General features: G+C 61.2%; 17 protein-coding genes and 1 riboswitch. Of the genes, 10 read left to right on the top strand and 7 right to left on the bottom strand.

Annotated features, from left to right (window positions below; translation table 11 throughout):
- Positions 1-88 precede the first annotated feature (88 nt).
- The gene (locus LVD08_RS10690) at positions 89-673 is read left to right on the top strand and encodes a YajG family lipoprotein (protein WP_003228101.1); all 585 of its coding nucleotides are present in this window, start codon (positions 89-91) and stop codon (positions 671-673) included.
- Positions 674-865: 192 nt separating this feature from the next.
- Here LVD08_RS10690 and LVD08_RS10685 read toward each other — a convergent pair whose 3' ends face one another.
- Positions 866-1,072 (bottom strand): hypothetical protein, encoded by a 207-nt coding sequence (locus LVD08_RS10685; protein ID WP_027612213.1) that lies wholly within the window; start codon positions 1,070-1,072, stop codon positions 866-868.
- Positions 1,073-1,266: 194 nt separating this feature from the next.
- Here LVD08_RS10685 and LVD08_RS10680 point away from each other — a divergent pair, with 194 nt between their 5' ends.
- A complete protein-coding gene (locus LVD08_RS10680; RefSeq protein WP_247268102.1) occupies positions 1,267-1,545 on the top strand; it encodes a hypothetical protein in 279 nt (92 codons plus the stop codon).
- A gap of 143 nt (positions 1,546-1,688) precedes the next feature.
- Here the strand turns inward: LVD08_RS10680 and LVD08_RS10675 are convergent, their stop codons facing one another.
- Positions 1,689-2,852: a 1-acyl-sn-glycerol-3-phosphate acyltransferase gene (locus LVD08_RS10675; RefSeq protein ID WP_247268101.1), complete on the bottom strand. Its 1,164-nt coding sequence runs from the start codon at positions 2,850-2,852 to the stop codon at positions 1,689-1,691.
- Between the two features lie 142 nt (positions 2,853-2,994).
- Here LVD08_RS10675 and LVD08_RS10670 point away from each other — a divergent pair, with 142 nt between their 5' ends.
- From LVD08_RS10670 to LVD08_RS10660, 3 genes are read left to right on the top strand one after another with little or no spacing between them, the layout of a single operon-like run.
- Entirely contained in the window at positions 2,995-3,177 is a 183-nt protein-coding gene (locus tag LVD08_RS10670) for a CPXCG motif-containing cysteine-rich protein (RefSeq protein ID WP_096797159.1), read from the top strand.
- 9 nt (positions 3,178-3,186) lie between these two features.
- Complete coding sequence (locus LVD08_RS10665) at positions 3,187-3,447, top strand: putative signal transducing protein (RefSeq protein WP_003228093.1); 261 nt, start codon at positions 3,187-3,189, stop codon at positions 3,445-3,447.
- 36 nt (positions 3,448-3,483) lie between these two features.
- Positions 3,484-4,107 carry an SOS response-associated peptidase gene (locus LVD08_RS10660; protein WP_007967716.1) on the top strand — a complete coding sequence of 208 codons (624 nt, stop codon included), beginning with the start codon at positions 3,484-3,486 and terminating at the stop codon, positions 4,105-4,107.
- 105 nt (positions 4,108-4,212) lie between these two features.
- Here LVD08_RS10660 and LVD08_RS10655 read toward each other — a convergent pair whose 3' ends face one another.
- On the bottom strand, positions 4,213-6,354 hold the full coding sequence (locus tag LVD08_RS10655) for a methyl-accepting chemotaxis protein (RefSeq protein ID WP_247268100.1): 2,142 nt from the start codon (positions 6,352-6,354) through the stop codon (positions 4,213-4,215).
- A 263-nt stretch (positions 6,355-6,617) separates the two neighbouring features.
- Here LVD08_RS10655 and LVD08_RS10650 point away from each other — a divergent pair, with 263 nt between their 5' ends.
- Positions 6,618-7,436 (top strand): M48 family metallopeptidase, encoded by an 819-nt coding sequence (locus LVD08_RS10650; RefSeq protein ID WP_025109318.1) that lies wholly within the window; start codon positions 6,618-6,620, stop codon positions 7,434-7,436.
- 123 nt (positions 7,437-7,559) lie between these two features.
- Here LVD08_RS10650 and LVD08_RS10645 read toward each other — a convergent pair whose 3' ends face one another.
- The 3 genes from LVD08_RS10645 to LVD08_RS10635 form a co-directional block, all read right to left on the bottom strand.
- On the bottom strand, positions 7,560-8,144 hold the full coding sequence (locus LVD08_RS10645; protein ID WP_247268099.1) for a TMEM165/GDT1 family protein: 585 nt from the start codon (positions 8,142-8,144) through the stop codon (positions 7,560-7,562).
- 87 nt (positions 8,145-8,231) lie between these two features.
- Positions 8,232-8,356, bottom strand: a riboswitch (yybP-ykoY riboswitch).
- Between the two features lie 39 nt (positions 8,357-8,395).
- Positions 8,396-9,394, bottom strand: a complete 999-nt coding sequence (locus LVD08_RS10640; RefSeq protein ID WP_027612205.1) for a class I SAM-dependent methyltransferase — start codon at positions 9,392-9,394, stop codon at positions 8,396-8,398.
- Between the two features lie 33 nt (positions 9,395-9,427).
- A complete protein-coding gene (locus LVD08_RS10635; RefSeq protein WP_247268098.1) occupies positions 9,428-10,393 on the bottom strand; it encodes a 2-hydroxyacid dehydrogenase in 966 nt (321 codons plus the stop codon).
- A 243-nt stretch (positions 10,394-10,636) separates the two neighbouring features.
- On the opposite strand from LVD08_RS10635, the gene LVD08_RS10630 reads away from it, so the two are divergent.
- Positions 10,637-11,266 (top strand): LysE family translocator, encoded by a 630-nt coding sequence (locus LVD08_RS10630; protein WP_027612203.1) that lies wholly within the window; start codon positions 10,637-10,639, stop codon positions 11,264-11,266.
- A gap of 117 nt (positions 11,267-11,383) precedes the next feature.
- Here the strand turns inward: LVD08_RS10630 and LVD08_RS10625 are convergent, their stop codons facing one another.
- Entirely contained in the window at positions 11,384-12,148 is a 765-nt protein-coding gene (locus tag LVD08_RS10625; protein ID WP_247268097.1) for an AraC family transcriptional regulator, read from the bottom strand.
- Between the two features lie 100 nt (positions 12,149-12,248).
- Between LVD08_RS10625 and LVD08_RS10620 the strand changes: the two genes are divergently transcribed.
- The 3 genes from LVD08_RS10620 (at position 12,249) to LVD08_RS10610 (ending at position 17,490) form a co-directional block, all read left to right on the top strand.
- On the top strand, positions 12,249-13,433 hold the full coding sequence (locus LVD08_RS10620) for an MFS transporter (RefSeq protein ID WP_247268096.1): 1,185 nt from the start codon (positions 12,249-12,251) through the stop codon (positions 13,431-13,433).
- Positions 13,434-13,580: 147 nt separating this feature from the next.
- A complete protein-coding gene (locus LVD08_RS10615; protein WP_097086226.1) occupies positions 13,581-15,263 on the top strand; it encodes a fatty acid--CoA ligase in 1,683 nt (560 codons plus the stop codon).
- A 337-nt stretch (positions 15,264-15,600) separates the two neighbouring features.
- Positions 15,601-17,490 carry a DUF1302 domain-containing protein gene (locus LVD08_RS10610; RefSeq protein ID WP_247268095.1) on the top strand — a complete coding sequence of 630 codons (1,890 nt, stop codon included), beginning with the start codon at positions 15,601-15,603 and terminating at the stop codon, positions 17,488-17,490.
- Positions 17,491-17,506 lie beyond the last annotated feature (16 nt).

Below are 17,506 nucleotides of genomic sequence, written 5' to 3'. Positions count from 1 at the left end.
TTGAGTATTCACTGTCGGGTGCTGGTGACCCGCAGTGGCCCACCGCTATACTGCCGGCCTGTTTGTGCCTGATTCTGGAGAAAAGAGCATGTTGCAACGCCTGTTGTTCGGTTTGATCACTGTGACCAGTTTGACCCTGGTTGGCTGCGCCCACAGCCCGCAACAACTGAGCCCGGAACCGAAGCTGACCACGCAGTTGGCCCCGGTCGGCCATGGCCAGCAAGTGGTGGTGCGTGTGGTTGACGGTCGTCCGTCGCCAACCCTCGGCACCCGCGGCGGCCTGTACCCGGAAACCAGCGCGATCACCGTGCAGCGCGAGCAGATCCTGCCCAAGTTGCAGGCGCAGGCTGAAGCCGCCGTACGTCTGCTCGGCTTCACCCCGACCAGCAACGGGATGAACGCGCCGCAACTGACCGTGACCCTGACCGAGCTGAAGTACCAGTCGCCGAAAGAAGGCATGTACGTGACCGAAGCCACCATCGGCGCGACCTTCCGCTCCGACGTGCAGAGCGGCAACCGTCGTTACAGCGGCCGCTACGGCGCTTCGCTGGACCAGCGTTTCGGCATGGCGCCGAACCAGGAAACCAACACCAAGCTGGTCAGCGACGTGTTGAGCGATGCGTTGACTCGCCTGTTCAAGGACCCGACCGTGGGTCAGATCCTCGCCGAGTAAGCTGTGCGGTTGATGTGAAAAAGCCCGGCGCCAGTGATGGCTCCGGGCTTTTTTGTGGCCACACAATTTATCTGAATACTCATGCAACTGTGGGAGGGGGCTTGCTCCCGAAAGCGGTGGATCAGTCAACTCAGAAGTCGACTGATACTCAGTCTTCGGGAGCAAGCCCCCTCCCACAGGGACAGGCGTGTGTCAGGCAGCCTGGGAGTAGAAGTCGAGGACACTCACACCGGTCAGCAGGTCAGTCTCCGGCAAATCCGCATGCTGATGCCCGCCGAGGGCGCAATACACCAGCCAGTGGCGATCCTGAACATTGAAGGCGAGGCTGCCGACGAGGCTTTGTTGTTCGTCGGTCGGGGTGATGAGGTACAGGCGATCCTGGTTTTCGGCGTGCAGCATGTCGCGTTCCATGTGTGTTTCGAGGCGCGCATGGTGGCCGATGTAAATTACGATGCCGTGACACAGGACAGCCATCGGTCGATTGTCAGGTTATTTGTCGCAAAGGCTAGGGCGGTGGCGGAGGGTTTCGGTAGAATCCGCGCCGCAGTCGTCGATCGGGCGCCTGCCACACCGATTCAGTTCCGAGGTCTGTGATGTCGCTGCACTTGATGACGCTGTTTACCGCCCATCCCGCCAAATTGATCAACCTGCTGGCGTTGGCTCTGGCCTTCCCGGGCAGTTGGCTGCTGCACGCGACCCGCCGTCGTGAACAACGCGCCATGGCCAGCATCGCCGCGCAACGCCTGGCCCAACCGAACGCCGAACCGATTCTGGATTGGGCGACATTGCGCATGAACCGCTTTTTCTACCGCTTCGGCTTCGCCTGCCTTGGCCTGGCCCTGATCGTTTCCTGGATCAGCACCCGCTTCTGAAGTGAATGCAAAACCTTGTGGCGAGGGGATTTATCCCCGATGGCCTGCGCAGCAGGCCCATGATTATTCAGGCAGAATCCTGGGGCCGCTTCGCGACCCATCGGGGATAAATCCCCTCGCCACAGGGGCTCCGCTATGCCTGTTTACAACGGTAACCCAGCCTTCACTCGGTACTGATTGCGCACCGGCGTTGCATATTGCAGCACCAGATAAGGACGGTGCTCCTCAGGGCAGGCGTCCAGGCGGCGCTGCCATTCTTCCTGCGCCTTGGCCAGTTCATCCGCCGGAAACACTTCGGCAGCCTTCGGCACGTTCAGTTGCGGATCGGCATCGGCCCACTGCGCGTACGCCAGGTAATGCACCGGGAACAGGCGATAACCGCCGAGAATCTGCTTGTCCATCTCGACCGCCAATTGCTTGGTGTCTTCGAACCGCTCGGTGATCGGCGCAGCGAAGTTCACGTGCACCCGGCCCTTGTAGCCGGTGATGCCCTTGGCAATGCTCACGTCATCCTCGCCCGGCGCCTTGGCGTAGGTGCCGGTGGTGGCGCGGATGTACAACTCGCGGGCCTTGGCCTGGTCGCACGGGTCGTATTCGTAGCTGATCGACACCGGGGTCAGGTTCAGCGACTGAATCACTTCGCCGAACGGCTCGTCCTTGCGGCTCATGTGGAACATCTTGAGGATCGCCGACTCGGTACGGTCGTCGCCATCCTTCGCCCGGCCTTCAGCCTGGGCGATCCAGATCGAGGCGCAATCGTTGCGGATCGAGTGGTTGATGTACGCCGACAGCAATTGATACGCGGCCATCTTCTCGCGACGCCCGGTGATCGAGCGATGCACGATGAAGCTCTTGTTCAGACGCATCAGATCGCTGACGAAGGGTTTCTGCAGCAAGTTGTCGCCGATCGCGATGCGCGGGGTCGGCAGGCCGGCGTGGTACACCGCGTAGTTGACGAAGGCCGGGTCCATCACGATGTCGCGGTGGTTGGCGATGAACAGGTAGGCGCTGCCGGACTTGAATTGCTCGACACCGGTGTAGGTCACGCCATCAGTGGCGCGCTCGATGGTGTGGTCGACGTAGAACTCGACTTTGTCCTGCAAAGTGGCCACGGAGGTCACGTCGGCAAACTCACGACGCAGCCGATGGGCTATAAGTGGTTTGAGCATCCAGCCGAAGGCACCGGCAAAACGCGGGAAGCGGAAGTGGGTGAGGATATCTAGAAACGCCTTGTCGCCGAGCAGTCTTGCCAGTACCGCAGGTACTTCGCTGTCGTCGTAAGGTCGGATGGCATCGAATTCGCCCATCATGCTCTCTTGTTGGAAACGGCTAGGGTAAGTAAAGGTTTTGATCGAAAACCAACGGGGCACGGTCTGAAAAGGTAGCCAGACAAAAATAGCCCTGCAAATAGACCGGCGATTATACGCACAAGTCACCTGGGAGACCGCGATGCTGGAAAGTGCACTGTATGAATGTCCGTATTGTGGTGAAGAGGTCGAGACGACGGTGGACCTGTCCGCAGGCGATCAGACCTACATCGAGGACTGTCAGGTGTGTTGTCGACCGATCACGTTTGTCTTGCAGGTGCATGGCGAGGATTGGTTTCTGGAAGTCTTCAGCGAAAACGAGTGAGGGGCGCGCATGCAGCGAATCTACGAGCCGGAAAACCTGATGGAGGGCGAGATGCTCAAGGGCATGCTCGCCAGCGAGGGCATCGAGGCGCATCTGGTGGGTCGCGATCTGCTCGGTGGCACCGGTGAATTGCCGATCTTCGGCCTGCTGGGACTGTCGGTCGAAAACGATCAGGCCGAATACGCCCGCGAACTGATCACCGCGTACAATGCCGCGCTGCCGCTGCCCGGCGATGAACCGGAGAGCTTCCCCGGGACGCTGGTCTGTTAGGCTGGTGTTCGTTTTATTTCTGAGTCGTGTTGCCCCATGTGTGGACGTTATGCCCTGTTTCGCTGGAACCGCGATTTCGCGGCCCTGCCCGGATTTCCCGCCGATCAGCAGGCACAGTGGAACATCTCTCCCAATGATTCGGTTTTGATGCTGCGTGCCGAGGCCGACGGCCAACGCACCCTGGCCCGCGCCCGTTGGGGGCTGACGCCACCGTGGCTGACCGATCTGTCGCGTACCCCGGCGCATGCCCGGGCCGAAACCGTCGCCGAGCAACCGATGTTCCGCGAGGCACTGCGCCTGCGCCGCTGTCTGCTGCCGGCCAACGGTTTCTACGAATGGCGCGGCAATCTGCGCAAGCGCCCGTACTGGCTGACGCCAGGGGAGGGTTCTTCGCTGTTTTTCGCGGCGATCTGGGAGGCCTATCCGGTGCAGGAGCAGGTGTGGCTGAGCACCGCCGTCATCACGCAGCCGGCGGCCAGTCAGCGCCGACCGTTGATTCTCGATGAGGCGGGGCAGGCGGCCTGGCTCGATCCCGCGACGCCGTTGCATGTGCTGCAGGGCTTGCTCGCCAGTGAGCCGGCGGCATTGCGCGAGCGGGTGTTGGCGAATCTGGTGAATGATCCGAAGCTCAATGGGCCGGAATGCCTGACCCCGGGTTGAGTTGATGCTGTGCCGCCCTCTTCGCGAGCAAGCCCGCTCCCACAGGTTTTGTGAACGCCGCAAAATTACTGTGGGAGCGGGCTTGCTCGCGAAGGGGCCTATGGATCAGACCTTGAACTGATTGATCAGCCGCCGCTGCTGCTCCGCCAATTTAGTCAGACCCGCACTGGCCGAACTCGACTCATCCGCACCGCCCGCCACTTCATTCGCCACCTGACCGATATTGATCACGTTACGGTTGATGTCATCGGCCACTGCGCTCTGTTCTTCCGCCGCACTGGCAATCTGCGTATTCATGTCGTTGATCACCGACACCGCCTGAGTAATCGTCTCCAGCGCTTCAGCCGCTTTCGCCGCGTGCTGCACGCTTTCGTCGGTGCGGTTCTGGCTGTCCTCCATGACCCGCACCACATCGCGGGTGCCCTGTTGCAGTTGCTGGATCATGCTCTGGATTTCTTCGGTGGCCTTCTGGGTCTTCTGCGCCAGATTGCGCACCTCGTCCGCCACCACCGCAAAGCCGCGCCCTTGTTCGCCGGCCCGCGCCGCTTCGATTGCTGCGTTCAGCGCCAGCAGGTTGGTCTGCTCGGCGATCCCGCGAATCGCGATGAGGATTGCGTTGATGTTTTCGCTGTCCTTGGCCAGCGTCTGCACCACCTCAACGGCCTTGCCGATCTCCACCGCCAGTACGCCAATCGAGCTCGAGGTATCACGAACGATCTGCAGGCCTTGGCCAGCGGCCTGATCCGCATGGCTGGCGGCTTGCGCCGCCTGAGTGGCGTTGCGGGCCACGTCTTGCGCGGTGGCGGTCATCTCCTGTACCGCGGTGGCGACCTGATCGATCTCGGCCATCTGTTTCTGAATGCCGATGTTGGTGCGAATCGCGATGTCGGCAGTGTGTTCCGAGGAATCGCTGACGCTCTGCACTGACGTCACCACCTGCGTGATCATCGCCTGCAACTTGGCGAGGAAGGTGTTGAAGCCCTTGGCAATCGAGCCGAGCTCATCGCTGCGATCACTGCTCAAGCGGCGGGTCAGGTCGCCTTCACCTTTGGCGATGTCATCGAGCATGGCGACCATTTGCTTCAGGGGCCGGGCGATGCCATGACCCACCAGCCAGATCACCAACAAACCGATGGCGGCGATGATCAGGCCGACCATGGCCATGCCGAAGGTGTCGGACTTGCGTTGTGCATCAAGGTCGGCCTGGAGTTTTTGCAGATCCGCCATCACCGCGTTCAACGGCAGTTGCAGCATCAAGGTCCAGCGCGCGTCGGTCTGGCCGATGCCGAACGGCAGGTACAGCTCGATGCGGCCCTTGTCCTTGTTGACCGAGTAGGTGACTTCGCCGCGTTTGAGATTGGCCATGTTGGCGATCTGCTCGGCGTCGAGAATGTCGCTGACCTTTTCACCGAATTTGCTGGTGTCCTTGGTGTAGGCAACGATCCGGCCGTTGCCGCCGATTAGAGCCATTTGCCCGGCGCCGCTGTACAACTTCTGGTTGGCGCCGAGGAGCATGTCCTGGATGAAGTTCACCGACAGGTCGGCGCCGACGATGCCCTGGAATGCGCCGTTGAGCATGATCGGTTCAATGAACGAGGCGAGCATCACGACCTTGTCGCCGACTTTGTACGGCGCCGGATCGATCACGCAGGGCTTTTTCGTTTCCTTGGAGCAGAGGTAGTACTCGCTGGCGCGTACCCCGGTGGACAGGGTTTTCTGATCGTCGACATCGGCCAGTTTGTCCACGCCCAGACTGCCGTCGGTATTGCGGAACCACCACGGCAGGAAGCGTCCGTTGGCGGGATCGATACCGGTCACGGCGCTGCCGACGTAGGCCGCGTCATTGTGGTCCAGGGCGTTTTTTTCCCAGCCGATGTAGGTGCCGAGAATCTTCGGGTTCTGCTCGACGTTCTCCTTGATCAGGCTGATCAGTTGCTCGCGGCTGACGCTCAGGCGCGGCTGGCCGTCGGCGCCCGGTGTGCCGAGCAGCGCGTTGACCCGCACCAGTCCGCCGGCAATCAGCAGCGGCGCTTCGAGTTCGCGCTGGATCTGGCTGACCTGGGTCTGCGCCAACGAGGTCAGGCGTTGTTCGATGACTTGTTCGAACTGCGCCTGAGTGCGCTGCTGCACCATGTCTTGAGTGCGGGCACCGGAAAACAGCGCGTACAGCACCAGCGCGGCAACCACGCTGAGGACGATGGCGCCGGCCAGGGCGGCGACGGAAAACTGGATCGACTTGAACTTCATGGGAGCTCCGCACGCAAGAGGACGTCTGCGCTGTTGTATCGGCAGCAGGCATGGCGCCATGAGCGTTGAGCGGAACAAAGGGCGGAGGATGTCGCAAATGGATCGGTGCGCGACGCAGCGGCAGCAGGCTTGCCGGTTGCTGTGAATTTTTTACGACAACAGCGGTGGGAAATTTCCGAAAGACGCTGCAACACGTCTGTTGTATCTGGCGCCGATACAATTCACCCCCTACGATACGCGGCAGGTTTTCAGGGAGCTTTTGAATGAACAAGACATTGGTTGTAAGTGCACTGAGCGCAGCGCTGTTGCTGGCCGGTTGTCAGTCGGTCAACACCACCAGCGGCGGAGCCGTTGGGGTGGAGCGCAAGCAGTACATGTTCAGCATGCTGTCCTCGCAAGAGGTCGACCAGATGTATGCCCAGTCCTATCAGAAGACCGTCGGCGAGGCGTCGAGCAAAGGCGTACTGGACAAGACCAGCCCGGAGGCCAAGCGGGTTCAGGCGATTGCCAACCGGCTGATCGCCCAGGCACCGAACTTCCGTCCGGACGCGGCGCAATGGCAGTGGGAAGTCAATCTGATCAAGAGCGACGAGCTCAACGCCAACTGCGGCCCTGGCGGCAAGATCATTTTTTACACCGGGCTGATCGACAGCCTGAAGCTGACCGACGATGAAATCGCGGCGGTCATGGGCCATGAAATCGCCCACGCCCTGCGCGAGCACGGTCGTGAGGCGATGTCCAAAGCCTATGGCATTGAAATGGCCAAGCAGGGTGCCGGTGCGTTGTTCGGTCTGGGTCAGGACAGTCTGGCGCTGGCCGACACCGTGGCCAACTACGGCATGACCTTGCCCAACAGCCGCGCCAACGAAAACGAAGCCGACCTGATCGGCCTCGAACTGGCCGCCCGCGCCGGGTACAACCCGAATGCGGCGATCACCTTGTGGAACAAGATGAGCAAGGCTTCGGAGGGCGCACCACCGGAGTTCATGAGCACTCACCCGGCTTCGTCCAGCCGGATCGCCTCGCTGCAGGCAGCGATTCCGAAGGTGATGCCGTTGTACGAGAAAGCCCCTAAATCCTGATGGTTTTGCCGCAAGGCTGATGGCCCCTTCGCGAGCAGGCTCGCTCCCACCTTTGGAATGCATTCCACTGTGGGAGCGAGCCTGCTCGCGAAGAACGATAACTCGGTCTACCGACTTACGGGGTTAAATCCAGCCACTGCTCTGCATTGCCTTGTACACCGCAACGATCGCAAGAATCAGGAACGCCGAAGCCGCCAGGCGACGGATCAAGGTCAGTGGCAATTTCTCTGCGGCAAAGTTACCCGCCAATACCACCGGCACGTTGGCAATCAGCATGCCGGCCGTGGTGCCGATGATCACCAGCCACAGCTCCGGATATTGCGCCGCCAGCATCACCGTGGCGATCTGCGTCTTGTCGCCGATTTCCGCGAGGAAAAACGCGATCAGCGTGGTCAGGAAGGGGCCGAACTTGCGTGCGGTGCTCGCTTCATCGTCGTCCATCTTGTCCGGGACCAGCGTCCAGAGCGCCGTGGCAGCGAAGCTTGCGGCAAGAATCCAGTGCAACACCGAATCGGAGAAAAAGCTGCCGAACCAGGCGCCTACCGCACCGGCTGCTGCGTGGTTGGCCAGGGTCGCAACGACGATACCGGCAATGATCGGCCAGGGTTTGCGAAAGCGAGCGGCGAGAATCAGCGCGAGCAGTTGCGTCTTGTCGCCGATTTCGGCCAAGGCAACGATTGCGGTGGGAACGAGTAACGAGTCCAGCATCAGGATTTCCTAAGGGGCGGGTCGACACGGCTATGACACGTACAGCCTTCCCGCCCCGGGTAAGGTGTGCGTGTCATAGGTCTTGTCAAACCCTGCGATCCGTCTGGTGCGGACGCTTGGGTCGCATACGCCATGATCTGAGGATCAAGTATGTTGACGTATGCCGGACGAGCTTGGCGCTCGTGGGAGACTACTCCCCTAGGACGGAGCGGATTCTGCCTTCGCAAAACCGATAGAGCAAGAACAAATTTTCAGCCACGCTTGGCCCGGTAAATCCGGAAACCATTGCCTTCAGCCTTGATTGCACACACGCCCAGATGCTCTTCGATCAGCGGCTGATACTTCAGGAAGCTGTTCGCAACCAGGCGCAGTTCGCCGCCGTTTTTCAGATGTTTGGCCGCTTTTCGCAGCAAGTTCTCGGTGGCGAAATAATCGGTGTGCACGCCGACATGGAACGGCGGGTTGCTCAGAATCGCGTTCAAACCCATCGGTGCAGCGTCGATACCGTCGCCGGTCAGCACTTCGGCGTCCAGACCGTTGGCCGCTAACGTCAGGCGACTGCTGGCGGCGGCGAAGGCATCGACGTCGAGCAAAGTCACCTGATTGTGCGGATAACGCCGTTTGACCGCCGCGCCCAACACCCCGGCGCCACAACCGAAATCCAGCAGATGACCGCTCGGCAGTTTGTCCAGATGCTCAAGCAGCAGGGCGCTGCCGCGGTCCAGTCGACCATGGCTGAACACGCCCGGCAGGCTGATGACTTTAAGCGGGCCTTCGGCCAGCGGCAGCTCATAAGTCTGCGCCAGGCTTTCCAGCGATTTTGCTTCAGGCGCGTTGGCCACGGTGACCTGCCACAGTTGGCAGTGACGGGCGCTGTCGAGTTTGCGCGGCTTGCCGAACGGGTTGAGTTGCTTGGACGCACCCTCGATGCCGCTGCGTTTTTCCCCGACCAGAAACACCTCGCGCCCGGGCAGACGTGCGGCCACCGCGTTGAGGATGTAATCGGTCAGGTCCTTGGACTTGGGCAAAAACACCACGGCGCTGTCGAACTCGCGCTCCGGCACGTTTACGCCGAAATGGCTGCGACCTTCGAAGCGCGCATCCAGTGCGGCCTGATCGCCGGCATGCCAGCACCAGCCGAACGCATTGGGCAGGCGCCCGAGCAGATCGTCGGCAGGCAAACCGGCCAACAACAGCGAACCCTGGAATAACTCGGCCTGACGAAGCAGTACTTCACTGCGCGGATCCATAACTGCTCCCTGGAAAAAAAGTGCCGCAGTTTATCAACTGACGACCCGCAGCGCTTTACCGCTGAAGAATGCCTGGGCGTTTTCGGTCAATTGGCCGACGATGCGTTGCCGCGCTTCGCGACTGCCCCAGGCGTTGTGCGGAGTGACGATCAGCCGTGGAATGTCGGCGGCCAGCAGCGGATTACCGTTGACTGGCGGTTCGACGCTGAGCACATCGGTGGCCGCGCCGCCGAGGTGACCATTGCGCAGGGCGTCGGCTAGGGCTTGCTCGTCGATCAAACCACCGCGAGCGGTGTTGACCACAAAGGCGCCGGGTTTCATCGCCGCCAGTTCGCGGGCACCGATGAAGTGTCGGGTGTGTTCGTTGAGTGGGCAGTGCAGGGTCAGGGCGTCGATCTGTGGCAGCAGTTCGTCCAGTGGCAGACGATCCGGGCGTGCCGGGCGGCCGGGAATCTGCCCGAGCAACACACGCATGCCAAACGCTTCGGCCAGTCGCGCGACCGCACCGCCGAGTTCGCCATGACCGAGCAGGCCGAGGGTTTTGCCCTCCAGTTCGACGATCGGATAGTCGAGCAGGCAGAACTGTCTGGCCTGCTGCCAGCGACCTTCGCCGACCGCTTTTTGATAATCCGCGAGGCGGGTGGCGAGGTTGAGCAGCAGCATGATCGTGTGCTGCGCCACCGACGGCGTGCCGTAACCCTGACAGTTGCACACGGTGATGCCGTGGGCGCGAGCCGCGTCCAGATCGACGTTGTTGGTGCCGGTGGCGGTGATCAGTATCAGTTGCAGATCCGGGTTGGCGGCCATCGCGGCGGCGTCGATGCGGATCTTGTTGGTGATCGCCACGCTGGCCCCGTGCAGGCGTTCGGCGACTTGATCAGGCGCAGTCTGGGCGAACAGTTGCAGGTCGCTGAAGCAGGCGCGCAACGGGCTGAGGTCGAGATCGCCGAGATCCAGTGACGGGTGATCGAGGAATACGGCGCGGCGCGGGTTCGTCATCAACTGTACCTTTTGTGCTTGGAACGGAAGGCGTAATCTGCCGAGCCTACCAGATGAAACAAAACGTTACGCAGTGCCCGAGGTGCTCACAAAACCTGTGGGAGCGGGCTTGCTCGCGAAGAGGGCGTGTCAGACCCATAAAGGTTGCCTGACACAACGCCATTCGCGAGCAAGCCCGCTCCCACAGGGGAAAAGCATTCAGGCGATGTGTTCAAGCTGATGATCACCCCCAGAGGAGCCCCCATGTACTGGACCGAGTTCTTGACCGTTGCACTGATCCACCTGTTGGCCGTGGCCAGCCCCGGCCCGGACTTTGCCGTGGTGGTGCGCGAGAGTGTGACCCATGGTCGTCGCGCCGGCACCTGGACCGCGCTGGGTGTGGGCACGGCGATTTTCCTGCATGTGGGTTATTCGCTGCTCGGCATCGGCCTGATCGTTTCGCAGTCGATCGTGCTGTTCAACGCCTTGAAATGGGCCGCCGCCGCGTACCTGCTGTACATCGGCTTCAAGGCCTTGCGCGCGCAGCCGGCGAAAACCGTTACCGATGATCTGCACAAAGAGGCCGGCGTGCGCACCGCGCGCGGCGCGTTCACCTCGGGCTTCGTGACCAATGGTCTGAATCCGAAAGCCACGCTGTTCTTCCTGTCGCTGTTCACCGTGGTGATCAACCCGCACACGCCACTGGCGGTGCAGGCCGGTTACGGGGTTTACCTGGCCGTTGCGACCGCTTTCTGGTTCTGCCTGGTGGCGATGCTGTTCAGTCAGCAACGTGTACGTGCCGGTTTTGCCCGCATGGGCCACTGGTTCGACCGCACCATGGGCGCGGTGCTGATCGCTCTCGGCGTGAAAATCGCGTTTACCGAGATGCATTGATCTCAGAACCGCGACTTAAAACTGTGGGAGCGAGCCTGCTCGCGAATGCGTTGGATCAGTCGACATTACTGGTGGCTGAAAGACCGCTTTCGCGAGCAGGCTCGCTCCCAAAGGGCCTTACACAAGCTCGCTGAGTTTGCTCAGATTATTCAGGTACTCCCGGGGATTGTCCCCGAGCAACCGGCGAAACATCGCGCTGAACGCCCGCGCGCTGCCGTACCCCAGATCCCGCGCCACGCGCTGCACGCTGTCCCCGGCGAGCAGGCGCGGTAGCGCTTCCATCAGGCGCAGTTGCTGGCGCCAGGCGTTGAAGCTCATCTTCAGTTGTCGCTGGAACAGCCGCGCCAGAGTGCGTGAGCTGGCGCCGACCTGCTGCGCCCAGTCTTCCAGGGTGTTGGGGTGATCCGGTGTGTGCAGCAACGCCAGACAGATGTTCTGCAGGCGTCGGTCGGTGGGCATTGGAATGTGCAGCGGCAGGTTGTCCAGGCTGGCGAGCTCTTCCAGCATCAACTGCTGGATCAGCGGATTATCCGCATGCGGCGGGCCTTGAACGGCGCGCAGGATCAGCTCGCGCAACAGCGGCGTCACCGCCAGCACGCAGCACTGTTGCAGGCTGGTCGGTGACAGCTCGGGGGCAATGAACAGCGAGCGCATCTGCACATCGCCGGACATGAATATCTCGTGCGCGACTTGCGGCGGAATCCACACTGCGCGGCTTGGCGGAATCACCCAGGCACCGAGGTCGGTGACCACCCGCATGATCCCTCGGACGGCATACAGCAACTGCGCCTCGCGATGCAGGTGCAGCGACTGGTGCGCGCCGTCCAGATAATCCCGGGGATAGGCACTCACCGGGCCGTGTTCGAAGTGGCTGATCAACATGTCGGATTCGATGACCTGGTTGGCAGGTATGCGCTTTTTCGCCAACTTAGCATAAAGCCGCTGACAACAATCCGCCCATAACAAACACAAGCGTGCCGCCATGAATCAATCTCGAAACGTCATTCGCTACGTCAACGCCGCCCATGTGATCGACCACATGTTCATGCTGATTTTTCCCGCCGCCGTGCTCGGCATGACCCAGGCCTTCGGCCTCGACTACGCCGCGCTGATCGGCCTTTCGCTGGGTGGGTTCATTGCCTTTGGCGCCTGTTCGTTACCGGCCGGCTGGCTGGGCGATCACTGGAATCGGCGGCAGATGATGCTGGTGTTTTTCTTCGGCATCGGCGCCTCGGCGATCTTCACCGGGCTGAGCACCAGCCCGACGATGCTGGTGATCGGGTTGACCCTGATCGGCATTTTCGCCGCGATCTACCACCCGGTGGGCACCGCGATGCTGGTGGCCTACGCGCAGAATCGCGGCCGGGAGATCGGCATCAATGGCATGTGGGGCAACCTCGGCGTGGCGTTCTCGGCGCTGATCACCGGGTTGCTGGTGGCGCAGTTCGGCTGGCGGTCGGCCTTTGTGTTACCGGGGGTAGTGGCGATCATGCTGGGAATCGGCTTTGCCGTGCAGGTGCGTGAAGAGCCGATCCCGCAGCGTCCACACACCGCACTGAAGGGCGCTGCCGGGCAGCGGATTTCGATGCTCATGGTATTCGGTGTGCTGGCACTGGCGACGGCCACCGGTGGCGTGGTGTTCAACGCCACGACCATGACCTACCCGAAGCTGTTTCAGGAACGTCTGCATGACTTGTTCGCCTCGCCGCAAACCCTCGGCGTGGTGGTCAGCCTGGCGTATGCCTTTGGTGCAGTGGCGCAGTTGAGCATTGGCCAGGTGCTGCACCGAGTCAGCTTGAAATGGCCGTTTATTGTGTTGACGCTGTTTCAGGCGCCGCTGTTGTACGCCATGGCGTATGTCGATGGCTGGGCAGTGATCGTGCTCGGTGCGGCGTTCATGTTCGTGGTGTTTGGTCAGGTGACGGTGAACGACTCGATGGTCGCCAATTTCGTCGCGCCGCAGTGGCAATCGCGGGTCTTCGCCTTGCGTTACTGCCTGTCGTTCGGCGCCAGTGCGACGGCGATTCCGCTGATTGCCTACATCGAACCGCGCCATGGTTTTGTCGGGCTTTACGTGATTCTGGCGGGTTTCGGCGCATTGACCTTCCTTGCTGCGCTGGTTTTCCCACGGACGCCTTCAGAAGCGGCTGTAGGGCAAACGGCCTGAACGGCGCTGAAATACCGACAAATGCTGGCGCAAAGCTAGCATTTGTACGGCTGTGCAAATCATTCCTTCGGCTGATTTGACTGGGGTATAACGGCTCTAGAGTAACGCTCTCTACGCCAACACCGTGCAGCCAGAAAAGGGATTCATATGTTGCAGACTCGCGTCATTCCCCCGGCCGATGGGGCCTACCAGTATCCATTGCTGATCAAACGGCTGCTGATGTCCGGCGCCCGTTACGAGAAAACCCGCGAGATCATCTACCGAGACCAGTTGCGCTACAGCTATCCGACCCTGATCGAGCGGGTGGCGCGGCTGGCCAACGTGTTGACGGCGGCCGGAGTGAAGGCGGGTGACACCGTGGCGGTGATGGACTGGGACAGCCATCGCTACCTCGAATGCATGTTTGCCATTCCGATGATCGGCGCGGTGATCCACACCATCAACGTGCGTCTGTCGCCGGAGCAGATCCTCTACACCATGAACCACGCCGAGGACCGCTTCGTGCTGGTCAACAGCGAGTTCGTCGGGCTGTACCAGGCCATCGCGCCGCACCTGACCACCGTCGAGAAAACCCTGCTGCTGACCGATCTGCCGGAAAAGACCGCCGAGCTGCCGAACCTGGTCGGCGAGTACGAGCAACTGCTGGCCGCCGCGAGTGCGCAATACGACTTTGAGGATTTCGACGAGAACTCGGTCGCTACCACCTTCTACACCACCGGTACCACCGGCAACCCGAAAGGTGTGTACTTCACCCATCGGCAACTGGTGCTGCACACCATGGGCGTGTCGACGATCATGGGCGCGATCGACAGCGTGCGCCTGCTCGGCACCAACGACGTGTACATGCCGATCACCCCGATGTTCCATGTGCATGCCTGGGGTTTGCCGTACGTGGCAACCATGCTCGGGCTCAAGCAGGTTTATCCGGGGCGTTACGACCCGGAATTCCTCGTCGAGCTGTGGCGCAAGGAGAAGGTCACGTTCTCCCACTGCGTGCCGACCATCCTGCAGATGCTGCTCAACGCCAAAGGCGCACAGGGCACCGATTTCGGCGGCTGGAAAATCGTCATCGGCGGTAGTGCGCTCAATCGCACGCTGTATGAAACCGCCAAGGCCCGGGGCATTCAGTTGACGGCGGCGTACGGCATGTCGGAGACCGGGCCGCTGGTTTCCTGTGCGCATTTGAACGACGAGTTGATGGCCGGCACCGAAGACGAACGCACCACTTACCGGATCAAGGCCGGTGTGCCGGGGCCGTTGGTGGAAGCGGCGATCGTCGACGCCGAGGGCAACTTCCTCCCCGCCGACGGCGAAACCCAGGGCGAACTGGTCCTGCGCGCGCCGTGGCTCACCGAAGGCTATTTCAATGAACCGCAGAAGGGCGCCGAGCTCTGGGCCGGTGGGTGGCTGCACACCGGCGATGTGGCAACGCTCGACAGCATGGGCGTGATCGACATCCGCGACCGCATCAAGGATGTGATCAAGACTGGCGGCGAATGGATTTCCTCGCTGGACCTCGAAGACCTGATCAGCCGTCATGTGGCGGTACGCGAAGTAGCAGTGGTGGGCATCGCCGATCCGCAATGGGGCGAGCGGCCGTTTGCACTGCTGGTGATCCGCGAAGGGCACGAGATCGGGGCGCGCGAGCTCAAGGAACACCTCAAGCCGTTCGTGGAACTGGGGCACTTGAGCAAGTGGGCGATTCCAAGCCAGATCGCCCTTGTTACGGAAATTCCCAAGACCAGTGTCGGCAAGCTCGACAAGAAGCGCATCCGCCTCGACATCACCGAATGGCAGGCCAACAACAGCACCTTCCTTTCGACACTTTGAGTGTCTGCTGGCGCGCCGAAACCGGCGCGCCAGACCCACCAAGCAAGCGCTTGGCTTGTTAAATCGAAAAATTCAGCCATCCTTGCCGTGCCGACATGTGTCGGACTGGCGAAAGGATTGTTCCAGAGTGGCCGGCAGCTGCAAATCACACTTTAGAGGGATCAAGCAGTACCCCCTGCTGGCTATAGTCCGCTCAAGGATTTTTAAGAACGGGGCACACGCACGAACAGGGGCGATGCAACTTTGGAGTGACGTCGGGTGGCTACTGGCTCCCGGTCTTCCAGGCGTTTTTAAAAGTACTCACTGCCATAACAATAATGCACATGGAGTAGCGTCGATGACATCAGTAAACCAGTTCTGGCGCCGGGCTAAACTGCCTCTGGCCGTCAGTCTTGCCTCTACGCTCGCCGGGCCCGCATTCGGCGTCAGTTTCAACGTCGGTGAAATCGAAGGTCAGTTCGACTCCTCGCTCTCCCTGGGCATGAGTATCTCGACCCAGCAGCCGAACAAGGACCTTATTGGTGTCAACAACGGCGGCAAGGGCCTGTCCCAGACCTCCGACAACGGCCACCTGAACTTCAAGAGCGGGCAAGCCTTCTCGAAGATCTTCAAGGGCATCCATGATCTGGAACTGAAATACGGCGACACCGGGGTCTTCGTCCGGGGCAAATACTGGTACGACTTCGCGCTGCAGAATCAGGACCTGGAATACAAGGACGTCAGCAACCACAACCGCGACGTCGCGGCGCGCTCTTCCGGCGGGCAGATCCTCGACGCCTTCGTCTACCACAACTACTCGATTGCCGATGAGCCAGGTTCGGTGCGTCTGGGCAAGCAGGTGGTGAACTGGGGCGAAAGTACCTTCATCGGCGGCGGCATCAACTCGATCAACCCGATCGACGTGTCCGCGTTCCGCCGTCCGGGTGCCGAGATCAAGGAAGGTCTGATCCCGGTCAACATGTTCTACGTATCCCAGAGCCTCACCGAAAACCTCTCGGCTGAAGGTTTCTACCAGATCGACTGGCAGAAGACCGTGACCGACAACTGCGGCACGTTCTTCTCGCAGCCGGACATCGTCACCACCGGTTGCGACGACAACCTGCGGGTACTGAACAAGCGTTCGACCATTCCGGGTATTGCGCTCGGGCCGTTGGCCAACGCTGGTGTCGACGTCAACGAAGAGGGCGTGCTGGTGCGCCGTTCGCCCAACCGCAACGCGCGTGACAGCGGGCAGTGGGGCGTTTCCGCCAAGTACATGTTCGACCCGCTGGCCACCGAGTTCGGCGCCTACTTCATGAACTACCACAGCCGTGCGCCGATCTTCAGCGCCACCGGCGCACCACAGTCGATCTATAACGGCGTGGCGGCATTGCCGGGGCCGTTCCAGGCGCTGGGGCCACTGGTAGTCGCAGGCAACTCGAACTACTTCATCGAATACCCTGAAGACATCCGCCTCTACGGTTTGAGCTTCTCCACCACCCTGCCCACCGGTACGGCGTGGAGCGGTGAGGTCAGCTATCGGCCGAATGCGCCGGTGCAGTTGAACTCCACCGACATTCTGTTCGCCGGCGTCCGTCCGCTGGGAGGCGCGTTGACCAACGCGTCGGTTCTCAACGGCGTGCCGGGCCAGGATCTGCACGGTTACAACCGTAAAGAAATCACCCAGCTGCAAACCACCCTGACGCACTTCTTCGATCAGGTGATGGGCGCCAACCGTCTGACCCTGGTGGGTGAAGTCGGCGTGACCCACGTCGGTGGTCTGGAAAGCAAATCCGAAGCCCGTTACGGCCGCGATCCGGTGTTCGGCCCGGGCGAACTGCCTGCCACGGGAGGTCTCAACACCTGCTCGCAGATCCTCAACACCTCCACCATCAACGGTGCCGGCCCGGGGGCTTCGCGCGATAACGTTTCCAGCAACTGCAACAATGACGGTTTCACCACGGCCACTTCGTGGGGCTATCGCGCTCGTGCCATCTGGGATTACAGCGACGTGTTTGCCGGTGTGAACCTCAAGCCGAACGTGGCCTGGTCGCACGACGTGAAAGGTTACTCGCCAGGCCCTGGCGGCAACTTCGAGGAAGGTCGCAAGGCCATCAGCCTCGGTCTCGATGCCGAATACCAGAACACCTACACGGCGAGCCTGGCCTACACCAACTTCTTTGGCGGCGACTACACGACCGTGGACGATCGTGACTTCGTGGCCTTGAGCGTCGGCGTGAACTTCTAAGCACAGTTTTTTCAGG

This window comes from Pseudomonas sp. YL2 (genome assembly GCF_023063025.1).
Lineage (GTDB): Bacteria > Pseudomonadota > Gammaproteobacteria > Pseudomonadales > Pseudomonadaceae > Aquipseudomonas > Aquipseudomonas putida_A.
This window is presented reverse-complemented; position numbering and strand designations above follow the sequence as displayed.